The sequence below is a fragment of the Enterobacter sp. PGRG2 genome, assembly GCF_030291195.1.
Taxonomy (GTDB): domain Bacteria; phylum Pseudomonadota; class Gammaproteobacteria; order Enterobacterales; family Enterobacteriaceae; genus Enterobacter_D.
Genome location: NZ_CP127837.1, coordinates 543,993 through 556,257 on the forward strand (window position 1 = coordinate 543,993; position 12,265 = coordinate 556,257).

General features: G+C 57.4%; 11 protein-coding genes and 1 other RNA gene. 8 read left to right on the forward strand and 4 right to left on the reverse strand.

Features of this window, described 5'->3' with window-relative positions:
• Positions 1–156 precede the first annotated feature (156 nt).
• The 4 genes from rnpB to garL all read right to left on the reverse strand — a co-directional run bounded on the left by rnpB (position 157) and on the right by garL (position 3,490).
• Positions 157–535: RNase P RNA component class A (rnpB, locus tag QRD42_RS02210), an RNA gene on the reverse strand.
• A 32-nt stretch (positions 536–567) separates the two neighbouring features.
• Positions 568–1,713 (reverse strand): glycerate 2-kinase, encoded by a 1,146-nt coding sequence (gene garK, locus QRD42_RS02215; protein WP_321988104.1) that lies wholly within the window; start codon positions 1,711–1,713, stop codon positions 568–570.
• Positions 1,714–1,803: 90 nt separating this feature from the next.
• Positions 1,804–2,694: a 2-hydroxy-3-oxopropionate reductase gene (gene garR, locus QRD42_RS02220; protein WP_318363396.1), complete on the reverse strand. Its 891-nt coding sequence runs from the start codon at positions 2,692–2,694 to the stop codon at positions 1,804–1,806.
• A gap of 25 nt (positions 2,695–2,719) precedes the next feature.
• Positions 2,720–3,490: a 2-dehydro-3-deoxyglucarate aldolase gene (gene garL, locus QRD42_RS02225; RefSeq protein ID WP_321988105.1), complete on the reverse strand. Its 771-nt coding sequence runs from the start codon at positions 3,488–3,490 to the stop codon at positions 2,720–2,722.
• 428 nt (positions 3,491–3,918) lie between these two features.
• Here garL and garD point away from each other — a divergent pair, with 428 nt between their 5' ends.
• The 8 genes from garD to QRD42_RS02265 all read left to right on the forward strand — a co-directional run bounded on the left by garD (position 3,919) and on the right by QRD42_RS02265 (position 12,018).
• Complete coding sequence (garD, locus tag QRD42_RS02230; RefSeq protein ID WP_072569622.1) at positions 3,919–5,490, forward strand: galactarate dehydratase; 1,572 nt, start codon at positions 3,919–3,921, stop codon at positions 5,488–5,490.
• A 174-nt stretch (positions 5,491–5,664) separates the two neighbouring features.
• Positions 5,665–6,519, forward strand: a complete 855-nt coding sequence (locus QRD42_RS02235) for a tagatose bisphosphate family class II aldolase (RefSeq protein WP_072569621.1) — start codon at positions 5,665–5,667, stop codon at positions 6,517–6,519.
• Positions 6,520–6,603: 84 nt separating this feature from the next.
• Positions 6,604–7,875, forward strand: coding sequence for a tagatose-bisphosphate aldolase subunit GatZ (gatZ, locus tag QRD42_RS02240; protein ID WP_318375760.1), 1,272 nt, complete (start codon positions 6,604–6,606; stop codon positions 7,873–7,875).
• 16 nt (positions 7,876–7,891) lie between these two features.
• Positions 7,892–8,350, forward strand: coding sequence for a PTS galactitol transporter subunit IIA (gatA, locus tag QRD42_RS02245; protein WP_072569619.1), 459 nt, complete (start codon positions 7,892–7,894; stop codon positions 8,348–8,350).
• Between the two features lie 35 nt (positions 8,351–8,385).
• Complete coding sequence (gene gatB / locus QRD42_RS02250) at positions 8,386–8,670, forward strand: PTS galactitol transporter subunit IIB (RefSeq protein ID WP_072569618.1); 285 nt, start codon at positions 8,386–8,388, stop codon at positions 8,668–8,670.
• A gap of 4 nt (positions 8,671–8,674) precedes the next feature.
• Positions 8,675–10,048 carry a PTS galactitol transporter subunit IIC gene (locus tag QRD42_RS02255; protein WP_318363392.1) on the forward strand — a complete coding sequence of 458 codons (1,374 nt, stop codon included), beginning with the start codon at positions 8,675–8,677 and terminating at the stop codon, positions 10,046–10,048.
• Between the two features lie 42 nt (positions 10,049–10,090).
• Entirely contained in the window at positions 10,091–11,134 is a 1,044-nt protein-coding gene (gene gatD, locus QRD42_RS02260; RefSeq protein WP_321988106.1) for a galactitol-1-phosphate 5-dehydrogenase, read from the forward strand.
• Positions 11,135–11,244: 110 nt separating this feature from the next.
• Positions 11,245–12,018: a DeoR/GlpR family DNA-binding transcription regulator gene (locus QRD42_RS02265; protein WP_321988107.1), complete on the forward strand. Its 774-nt coding sequence runs from the start codon at positions 11,245–11,247 to the stop codon at positions 12,016–12,018.
• Positions 12,019–12,265 lie beyond the last annotated feature (247 nt).

The following is a 12,265-nucleotide window of genomic DNA, read 5'->3' on the forward strand; positions in this document are numbered from 1 at the left end:
TGCCCGGCGGCGCAGGCTTGCCGGGCCTACAGGGGCACAACACCGCCATGCCGGGTAAGCGTCAGTTTGTAGGCCGGGTAAGCGCAGCGCCACCCGGCAAAATCAAAACGCAAACCGCAGAAAGCAAAAACCCCGCCGAAGCGGGGTTCTGTAAGAAGTTGAAGCTGACCGGTAAGCCGGGTTCTGTCGTGGACAGTCATTCATCTAGGCCAGCAATCGCTCACTGGCTCAAGCAGCCTACCCGGGTTCAGTACGGGCCGTACCTTGTGAACCCCTATTTGGCCTTGCTCCGGGTGGAGTTTACCGTGCCACGGACTGTTACCAGCCGCGCGGTGCGCTCTTACCGCACCCTTTCACCCTTACCTGATCCCGCTTGCGCGGGCCATCGGCGGTTTGCTCTCTGTTGCACTGGTCGTGGGTTTCCCCCCCAGGCGTTACCTGGCACCCTGCCCTATGGAGCCCGGACTTTCCTCCCCTCCGCCCGTCTCCCCCCGAGAGGGGACGACGACGAAGCGGCGACTGTCTGGTCAGCTTCGGCGCGAAGTATAGAGGGTTTGCGCCACGATGTCACCCTTCGCTCAACATCCCGACCTGCAAGGTCGCGGCAATATTGCGCGAAGCGCGATAAATATTGTCAGACGCGCCGCGAAACGCCTCGTCCAGCGTGCAGACCGTAGTTAATACGCTGAACACGGCATCAATGCCGTGATCGTGCACCACGCCCACATCGGCGGTCAGACTCCCGGCGATACCGATCACCGGCTTATGGTATTTTTTGGCCACCGAGGCAATGCCCGCCGGTACTTTGCCATGAATGGTCTGGCTGTCGATGCGGCCTTCACCGGTCACCACCAGCGTACAATCGTGAATATGTTCTTCGAGGTTCAGCGCGTCGGTCACAATTTCAATGCCGCTGCGCAACTCGGCGTTGAGAAACGCCATCAGCGCCGCCCCCATACCGCCCGCCGCGCCTGCGCCCGGTACGTTTTTCACATCCACATGCAGGGATTTTTTAATGACGTCCGCGTAGTGAGCGAGGTTTTTGTCCAGCTCAATAATGCACGCCTCGCTCGCTCCTTTTTGCGGGCCGAAGATACGCGACGCGCCCTGGTCGCCGAGCAGCGGGTTAGTGACGTCACAGGCCACACGGAGGGTGCACCGGGCAAGACGTGGATCCAGCCCCGTCATATCGATCGAATTCAGGCTCATCAGGCTGCCGCCGCCGTTGCCGATCTCCGTGCCATTGGCATCGCACAGCTTCGCGCCCAGCGCCTGTACCATGCCTGCGCCGCCGTCGTTGGTGGCGCTGCCACCGATACCGATAATGATATGGCGCGCGCCCTGTTCCAGCGCATGCAGAATAAGCTCGCCGGTACCGCGCGAGGTGGTGATCAGCGGATTGCGTAACGCGGGCGGCACCAGCGCCAGGCCGCTGGCCGCCGCCATTTCAATAAAGGCGGTCTGCCCGTCGCCGGAGATGCCCCAGCGCGCGTCAACCACCTCCCCCAGCGGGCCGGTGACCGGGACGACGAACGCCGTGCCCCCGGTGGCGGCAATCATGGCTTCCACCGTGCCTTCACCGCCGTCCGCGACCGGGACACAGACATACTCTGCCCCGGGAAAAATTTCCCGAAAGCCTTTTTCTATTGCCTGCGCCACTTCTGAAGCGGACAGGCTTTCTTTATATGAATCAGGAGCGATGACGATTTTCATATCTGTAGCCTGTTACCGCATGTCGCAGGAGGGATTTGCTTTTCGGCTTACTTATCAGGCCCGGCAGCGTGACGCCACCGGGCGCGGGGATCAGCGGGAGACTTCCACTTTCGCCAGTTTTTCGTAATAGCAGGCAAGCGCACTGTGATCGTCGTTGCCATGACCATCGGCACGCAGGGCCTGCATCATTTCCATGACCGCCGCGGTGAGCGGCAGCTGCGCGCCCACGCCGTGAGAGGTATCCAGCGCGTTAGACAGGTCTTTGATGTGCAGATCGATACGGAAGCCCGGTTTAAAGTTGCGATCCATCACCATCGGCGCTTTCGCCTCCAGGACGGTGCTGCCCGCCAGACCGCCGCGGATCGCCTGGAAGACCAGATCCGGATTAACGCCCGCTTTGGTCGCCAGCGTCAGGGCTTCCGACATGGCCGCGATGTTCAGCGCCACTATCACCTGGTTGGCCAGTTTGGTAACGTTGCCTGCACCAATATCGCCGGTATGCACCACGGATCCCGCCATGGTTTTCATCAGATCATAATATTTATCGAAGATAGCTTTATCGCCGCCCACCATCACCGACAGCGTGCCGTCGATGGCTTTTGGTTCGCCGCCGCTGACCGGCGCATCGAGCATATCAATACCTTTGGCTTTCAGGGCTTCGCTGATTTCGCGGCTTGCCAGCGGTGCGATAGAGCTCATGTCGATCAGCACGGTGCCCGGTTTCGCGCCTTCAATAATGCCGCCTTCCCCCAGCGCCACCTCTTTTACATGCGGGGAGTTCGGCAGCATGGTGATGATCACCTCACACTGTTCGGCCACTTCTTTTGCCGTTGCGGCGGTTTCGGCACCGGCGGCAACCACTTCCGACACGGCATCATGATTGCGATCCACCACCACCACTGAGTAACCGGCTTTCATGAGGTTCTTGCTCATCGGTTTACCCATGATACCCAGGCCAATGAAACCCACTTTCATCGTCATAATTATGTCTCTCTTGTCGTCGTGGTTATTTTTTAAAGGCGTCGGCTAACTTCTGCGTGGCGGCGCGGAATACGCCTAAATCGCTGCCGACGGCAACAACGGTCGCGCCCCATTCCAGATAGCGACGGGCATCAACCTCTACCGGGGCCAGAATGCCTGCCGGTTTGCCGTGCGCTTTGGCGCGGGCAAAAATGTGTTGAATGACACGCTGCACTTCCGGGTGCGCGGCGTTGCCGAGATAGCCCAGGCTTGCCGCCAGGTCGCTCGGCCCAACGAATACGGCGTCCACGCCGTCGGTGGTGAGAATGCCGTCAAGGTTATCCACGCCAGCCTGGCTTTCGATCTGCACCATGATGGAGATGTTTTTGTTCGACTGGGCGAAGTAATCCGGTACGGTGCCGAACATATTGGCGCGATGGGATACCGATACGCCGCGAATGCCTTCCGGCGGATAACGGGTGGCGGCTACCGCCAGCACGGCTTCGGCTTCGGTTTCCACGAACGGGATCAGGAAGTTATAAAATCCGATGTCCAGCAGGCGCTTGATCACCACCGGATCGTTGGTCGGTACACGAACCACAGAGGCGCTGCTGCTGCCTTTGAGCGCCATCAACTGCGGCACGAAAGAAAGTACGTCGTTAGGGGCGTGTTCACCGTCCAGCAGGATCCAGTCAAAACCGGCAAGGCCCAGCACTTCTGTGGTAAACGGGTTTGCCAGCGCCGACCAGCAGCCAATCTGCACCTGATTCGCCGCCAGCGCAGCTTTAAATGTGTTCGGGAAAACAGTGTTATTCATTGTATATACCTTGAATTAACCGATACTTAAATTATGCGTTTCTGTCGCCAGCAAAATCCCGCTCTTAATTATTTTCTGATTAAATGCAATTCCTGATGGCATTATTTAAAACACCAGAATACAAAGAAAACGAGAATAAGTATAAATAACGTACGCCGGTTGCGCATTGTTGCAATGCTCAATTTACTCATCATAAAGAACAAAGTTATTGAGCATCTGCACAAGGTTCTGGGCGCTGATGCACATATTTTATCTTGTCTGCGCGGTGGGGCTTGCGAGGGTAACGATGAGTGATGGCGATCACATTATTCAACTGTGACACCTGCCATGCTTTATTCCGTTACCGCTCCCTTTAAATATTAATAACCAGAAAGCGACGCTTAAATTACTCATTTTTGCCCCATAAATTGACTGGAGAATACTGGACAATGGCCGATATCGAAATCCGACAATATTCGCCGGCAGCCTTTTATATTAAGGTTCATGACACTGATAACGTCGCAATTATTGTCAATGACAATGGCCTGAAAGCCGGCACCCGCTTCCCTGACGGGCTTGAACTCACAGAGCACATTCCGCAGGGGCATAAAGTGGCGCTGACCGATATTCCGGCTCATGGCGAAATCATCCGTTACGGCGAGGTTATCGGTTATGCGGTGCGTGATGTCGCGCGTGGCAGCTGGATTGACGAATCGACCGTTGAACTGCCGGAAGCCCCGCCGCTCAATACCCTGCCACTCGCGACCCGCGTACCTGAACCTTTGCCGCCGCTGGAAGGTTACACCTTCGAAGGCTATCGCAACGCGGACGGCAGCGTCGGCACCAAAAACCTGCTCGGCATCACCACCAGCGTGCACTGCGTGGCGGGCGTGGTGGATTACGTGGTGAAAATCATTGAACGCGATTTACTGCCGAAATACCCGAACGTCGATGGCGTGGTCGGCCTGAATCACCTTTACGGCTGCGGCGTGGCGATCAACGCCCCGGCAGCGGTGGTGCCTATCCGCACCATCCACAATATTTCCCTCAACCCGAACTTTGGCGGCGAAGTCATGGTGGTCGGCCTCGGCTGTGAAAAACTGCAACCGGAACGCCTGCTGGAAGGCACCAGCGATGTGCTGGCGATCCCCGCTGACGGGGCCAGCATCGTCCGTTTGCAGGATGAGCAGCATGTCGGCTTTAAATCCATGGTGGATGACATTCTCGCCGTGGCGGAACGCCATCTCGCAAAACTTAACCTGCGCCAGCGCGAAACCTGCCCGGCCTCCGATCTGGTGGTCGGCACCCAGTGCGGCGGCAGCGATGCCTTTTCCGGCGTCACGGCGAACCCGGCGGTAGGCTACGCCTCGGATCTGCTGGTGCGCTGTGGCGCGACCGTGATGTTTTCTGAAGTCACTGAAGTGCGCGACGCCATCCATCTGCTCACCCCGCGCGCCATCAATGAAGAAGTGGGTAAACGCCTGCTCGAAGAGATGGCCTGGTATGATAACTATCTGGATATGGGCAAAACCGACCGCAGCGCCAACCCGTCCCCCGGCAACAAAAAAGGCGGGCTGGCGAACGTGGTGGAAAAGGCCCTCGGCTCTATCGCCAAATCCGGCCAGAGCGCCATTTCAGAAGTGCTGTCGCCTGGCCAGCGCCCGACGAAACGCGGCCTGATTTACGCGGCCACCCCCGCCAGCGATTTTGTCTGCGGCACCCAGCAGGTCGCCTCCGGCATTACCGTGCAGGTGTTCACCACCGGGCGCGGTACGCCTTACGGTCTGATGGCCGTACCGGTGATCAAAATGGCGACCCGCACCGAGCTGGCGACTCGCTGGTATGACTTAATGGACATCAACGCGGGCACTATCGCCACCGGGGAAGAAACCATCGAGGAAGTAGGCTGGCGGCTGTTCCACTTTATTCTGGATGTTGCCAGCGGGCGTAAGAAAACCTTCTCCGATCAGTGGGGCCTGCATAACCAGCTGGCGGTGTTTAACCCGGCTCCGGTCACCTGATGCTATAGCCATAACGGCGTAGTACCCGACCTCATCTTCATCCGGAGATGAGGTTTTTTTTGTCCTCACTTCTTTGTTTCGAAAATCCATCCCTTCGATCAGGATCACAAAAATTACTTTCAAATACCTTTATTTTATTTCGAAAGAAATCATTCGAAAGGTAACGGAGAAAGTATGTATCTTATCTCGACCAGAACCATGCTCACCAAAGCGCAGCAGGAAGGCTATGCCGTACCGGCCTTCAATATCCATAACCTTGAGACTTTACAGGTGGTGGCAGAAACCGCCGCTGAACTGCGCGCGCCGCTGATTGTCGCCGGTACGCCGGGCACCTTCAGCTATGCGGGCACCGGCAACCTGATCGCCATTGCCGCGGATCTGGCACGCGCGCTTGATCATCCTCTCGCCATGCATCTCGATCACCATGAAACCCTTGCCGATATTGAAGCCAGAGTCGTGGCTGGCATTCGCTCAGTGATGATCGACGGCTCTCATCTGCCCTTTAGTGAAAACGTGGCGCTGACGCAGCGCGTTACGCAGTTCTGCCATCGCTATGACGCCAGCGTGGAAGCCGAGCTGGGGCGGCTTGGCGGCCAGGAAGACGATCTGCATGTCGACAGCCGGGATGCGCGTTTCACCAGCCCGGAGCAGGCAAAAACCTTTGTTGAACTCACCGGCGTGGACTCCCTTGCGGTCGCTATCGGCACCGCGCATGGCCTGTATGACCATGAGCCGGAACTCGATTTTGACCGTCTTGCCGCCATCCGCCAGTGCGTGGATGTGCCGCTGGTGCTACATGGCGCATCCGGTTTGCCTGATGCCGACATTCGCCGCGCCATCGCGCTTGGCGTCTGCAAAGTCAACGTGGCGACTGAGTTAAAAATGGCGTTTTCCGCCGCCCTGAAAGACTACCTGCAGGCACACCCGCAGGCCAGCGATCCGCGCCACTATCTGCAACCTGCGAAAGCCGCCATGAAAGAGGTGGTGCGCAAAGTGATAGGCGTGTGCGGCTGCGAAGGCAAACTTTGAGAGCAGGCTTCAGAAACGGAACATTACTTTTGCCTCAGCCACAGAAGATAACGAAACTAAACAAAACCAAACGGACCCTACAAAATGAAAGAAATTATCTCGCGCCATAAAGCGGGCGAACGACTGGGCATTTGCTCGGTCTGCTCCGCCCACCCGCTGGTGATCGAAGCGGCACTGCGCTTTGATTTGTATACGCAGGAAAAGGTACTGATTGAGGCCACCTCAAATCAGGTCAATCAATATGGCGGCTATACCGGAATGACGCCCGCGGATTTTCGCGACTTCGTGTTTAACATCGCCGCCGGAGTGGGCTTTCCCCGCGAGCGCATTATTCTGGGCGGCGACCACCTTGGCCCCAACTGCTGGCAGAACGAAAACGCGGCTGACGCGATGGAGAAATCCGTCGAGCTTATCCGGGCCTACGTCGCGGCAGGCTTCAGCAAGATCCATCTTGATGCTTCCATGTCCTGCGCAGACGATCCTGTTGCGCTCGATCCCGCCGTCGTCGCCAGCCGCGCCGCCCGTCTGTGCGCTGCCGCCGAAGCCACGGCCACACCGGAACAAAAACGCCAGCTCACCTACGTGATTGGCACGGAAGTACCGGTGCCCGGCGGCGAAGCCAGCAGCATTGGCAGCGTCCACGTCACCCGCGCAAGGGATGCCGCCGCCACCCTGGAAACCCATCAGGCGGCCTTCCGCGCCGCAGGCCTGGAGGACGCCATGCAGCGCGTCATCGCCCTGGTGGTGCAGCCGGGCGTCGAGTTCGACCATACGCAAATCATCCATTATCAGCCGCAGGCGGCGCGTGAGTTATCTGACTGGATCGCCGCCACGCCGCTGGTCTATGAGGCGCACTCCACGGATTACCAGACCCGCGAAGCTTACCGGGCGCTGGTGGAAGATCACTTTGCCATTCTGAAAGTTGGCCCGGCGCTGACCTTTGCCCTGCGCGAAGCGATATTTGCGCTGGCGCAGATGGAAAACGCGCTGGTTCCGCCGGAGCGCCGCAGCCATGTGCTGGAGGTGATCGACGAGGTAATGCTCGACGAGCCTGGCTACTGGAAAAAGTACTACCGCCCGACATGGAGCCAGTCGATGGTGGATATCCATTTCAGCCTTTCAGATCGTATTCGCTACTACTGGCCGCATCCGCGCATTCGCCAGAGCGTCGAAAAACTGATCGCAGGTCTTGGTGAAATTACGCTGCCGCTGGGCCTGATCAGCCAGTACATGCCGGTGCAGTTTGAACGGCTTTCCCGCAACGAACTGAACGCCACGCCGCACGCGCTGATCCTCGACCGCATCCAGGATGTGCTGCGCGCTTACCGCTATGGCTGTTCACCTGACATCGTCTGAACCTGAAAGAGGATCTATGAGCCAACTCTTTGTCCGAACCGGCATCGACTTTCCCTCCTGCCAGCATGCGTTGCAGCATATTGGCGAAACGATGCTGGCCCATGGTGTGGTGCACGACACCTACCCGCAGGCGTTGCTGGAGCGGGAAGCCGCCTTCCCGACGGGAATTGCGCTGGAACAGCATGCCGTCGCTATCCCTCACTGCGAGGCGCTACATGCCAAATCGCCCGCCATTTACCTGATCCGCCCGGACAGCCCGGTGCTGTTCCGGCGCGCCGATGACGACGATGAGATTGCCGTTTCGCTGATCATCGCGCTGATCGTTGAAAACCCCGACGCCCAGCTAAAACTGCTGCGCCGGTTATTCAGCGAGCTACAAAACCCGGCCACCCTGGAGGCGCTGCTTCATGCGCCGGACGCTGAACTGGCGTCGCTATTCAGGCAAAGGCTGCTTGAGCAAGAACCCTGTCTCTGACCTTATTAATATACTGATAATAAAAGGAATACCCTATGAAACGTAAAGTAATCGTCGCCTGTGGCGGCGCTGTGGCGACCTCCACTATGGCAGCAGAAGAGATCAAAGAGCTGTGCGAGGCCAATAACATCCCGCTCGAACTGGTGCAGTGCCGGGTAACGGAAATCGAAACCTACATGGACGGGGCGCACCTGATCTGCACCACCGCCCGCGTCGACAGAACTTTCGGCAGCATCCCTGTCGTTCACGGTATGCCTTTCGTTTCCGGCGTCGGCATCGAGCCGTTGCAGCAAAAAATCCTGACCATTCTGCGGGGGTAAGCTTATGTTTAGCGAAATCATGCGTTATATCCTCGATCTTGGGCCAACGGTAATGCTGCCGCTGGTGATCATCCTGTTTTCGAAATTGCTGGGGATGAAGCTCGGGGATTGCTTTAAGTCCGGCCTACATATCGGCATCGGCTTTGTCGGTATCGGGCTGGTGATCGGCCTGATGCTTGATTCCATCGGCCCGGCGGCAAAAGCCATGGCGGAGCAGTTCCAGATCAACCTGCATGTGGTGGATATTGGCTGGCCGGGATCGTCACCCATGACCTGGGCCTCGCAGATCGCGCTGATCGCCATTCCTGTCGCCATTGGCGTCAATATTCTGATGCTGGTGACGCGGATGACCCGCGTGGTGAACGTCGATATCTGGAACATCTGGCACATGACCTTTACCGGCGCCATGCTGCATCTGGCGACCGGCTCCTACTGGATCGGCATGCTGGGCGTAGTGGCGCATGCGGCCTTTGTTTACAAGCTGGGCGACTGGTTTGCGAAAGATACCCGCGACTTCTTTGGCCTGGAGGGCATTGCGATACCCCACGGTTCATCGGCCTATCTTGGCCCGGTGGCGGTTCTGGTCGACACGCTTATCGAAAAAATCCCCGGTCTTAACCGTATCCATTTCAGCGCCGATGATGTGCAAAAGCGCTTCGGACCCTTTGGCGAGCCGGTGACCGTTGGCTTTGTGATGGGCTTAGTGATTGGGCTGCTGGCGGGCTACGACGCGAAAAACGTGCTGCAACTGGCGGTAAAAACCGCGGCGGTGATGCTGCTGATGCCCCGCGTCATCAAGCCTATCATGGATGGTCTGACGCCTATCGCGAAGCACGCCCGTAAGCGTTTACAGGCGAAATTTGGCGGTCAGGAATTCCTGATTGGTCTGGATCCCGCGCTGCTGCTTGGTCATACCTCGGTGGTCTCCGCCAGCCTGATTTTTATTCCGCTGACCATTCTGATTGCCGTGCTGGTTCCCGGTAACCAGGTCCTGCCGTTCGGCGATCTGGCCACCATTGGCTTCTTTGTGGCTATGGCAGTGGCGGTTCATCAGGGCAACCTGTTCCGTACGCTGATCTCCGGCGTCATCATTATGGGCATTACGCTGTGGATCGCCACGCAAACTATCGGCCTGCATACGCAACTGGCGGCGAACGCAGGCGCGCTGAAGGCGGGCGGTATGGTGGCCTCCATGGACCAGGGCGGTTCGCCGGTCACCTGGCTGCTGATCCAGCTGTTTACCTGGCAGAACATAGTCGGCTTTGCCGTGATTGGCGTGATCTATCTGGCCGGGGTGTTTCTCACCTGGCGTCGCGCGCGCCAGTTCGTGATGGCGGAGAAAGCCGCGGCGGCGCAACAGGCGCAAACCGTTTCCTAATCTCCGGGGGCTGACGCCCCCATAACCTTTCCGGAGAAGTGTATGAAATCAGTGGTCATCCATGCTGAGGGACAGGTGCGCGTTGAAGAACGTCCACAGCCTCAGATTAATGCGGAAGACGAGGTGCTGGTGAAGGTCATCAGCTCGGGTCTGTGCGGCTCAGACATTCCGCGTATTTTCGCGCACGGCGCGCATTATTACCCCATCACCCTTGGGCATGAGTTTAGCGGCTATGTGGTCTCCTGCGGCGCAGCCGTCACGGATTTGCACCCAGGCGACGCGGTGGCCTGCGTCCCGCTGCTGCCCTGCTTTCAGTGTCCGCAGTGCGAGCGGGAATACTTTTCGCTCTGTAAACACTATCAGTTCGTGGGCTCGCGCAGCGATGGCGGCCACGCGGAATATGTGGTGTTGAAGCGCGCGAACCTTTTCGCCCTGCCCGCTGACATGCCGATTGAGGACGGCGCTTTTATTGAGCCCATTACCGTTGGGTTGCATGCGTTCCATCTGCTGGGCGGCTGCGCCGGGAAAAATGTCATCATTGTGGGAGCTGGCACTATCGGCTTACTTGCCATGCAGTGCGCCAGAGAGCTGGGCGCGCGAAGCATAACCGCCATTGATATTAATCCGCAAAAACTGGCGCTGGCAAAATCACTTGGGGCGACGCAAACCTTTAACAGCCGGGAGATGAGCGCGGCGCAGATCCAGGCGGCGCTGGCCGATTGTCAGTTTGATCAGCTGCTGCTGGAAACCGCCGGTACGCCGCAAACCGTCGCTCTGTCGATTGACATCGCAGGATCGCGCGCGCAGCTGGCGCTGGTAGGCACGCTGCATCAGGATCTCACGCTCCCCTCGTCAGTTTTTGGCCAGATCCTGCGTAAGGAGCTGACGATAACCGGCAGCTGGATGAACTATTCCGGACCCTGGCCTGGCGAGGAGTGGCAAATCGCCGCGCGTCTGCTGACGGAAAAACGCCTCAGTCTGACGCCGCTTATCGCCCACCGTGGCGATGCGGCGCATTTTGCGCAGGCGGTAGAAGCGCTTCAGGGCGCGCCGATGCAGGGCAAAATTCTGCTGCAGTTCAGTTAGACTTTCGGGCCAGCAACCTGAGCTGGCTCACATTTCCTTTCGAAAAATGGCATTCAACTTTCATAACCCTTCGATTACACTAAGGTCAGTTAATAATCAGGCAGATAAAGATGAACTCATTTGAACGAAGGAACGCAATCGTTGATCTGATTAATGCGCAGGGCAGCGTGCTGGTATTAGATCTGGCGTCAGCCTTTGGTATTTCAGAAGTGACAATCCGCGCAGATTTGCGTTTGCTGGAAAAAAAGGGGCTGGCGACCCGCTTCCATGGCGGTGCAGCAAGACCCGGCAGCAATCTGACGGAACCCGATAATCAGGAAGTGGTGCTGGAGGATCGCTACCAGCTTGCCAGCGATCCGAAAAAGCGTATTGCCCAGGCCGCCATCGCCATGATCCAGGAAGGAATGACCCTTATTCTGGACAGCGGCAGCACCACCATGCTTATTGCCGAAGCGTTGACAAAACACGCCAATATTACGGTGATCACCAACAGTCTGCCCGCTGCGTTTATGCTGGCGGATAACAAGGATATTACGCTGGTGGTGTGCGGCGGCACCGTGCGCCATAAAACCCACTCCATGCATGGCACCATCGCGGAGCGTTCATTACAGGGCATCAGCGCTGATTTGATGTTCGTCGGGGCCGATGGCATCGACACGCAGAATGGCATCACCACCTTTAACGAAGGCTACTCCATCAGCGGCGTGATGGCTGCCGCCGCGCATAAGGTGGTCGCCGTCCTTGATGCCACCAAATTCAATCGCCGCGGTTTTAATCAGGTGCTGCCGATTGAACAGATCGACTGCATTATCACCGATGAAAGTATTAAAGCCGAAGAAATCAAAGCGTTTCGGCAGAAAAATATGGAGATGATTATCGTCTGATAGTAAGTGCGCCGACACCTTTAAAGCAGTCTGGCATTAGCAACCTTCAAAATCTTAGGGGCGTTAGCCCCTTTTCCTACCGGATAAAACACCACCTTTTGTAAGTTTTTTGATGAATTCGTAAATCTAAACTAAGTTAATTTTAGACGCGAATTTTCTTGATGACCTTAAGGCAAATCATACCGCATGGCGCGGTGAATTAGCGCATCACTAAACGATTGCGCGTTTGCCATTCGCGACTTTCTTA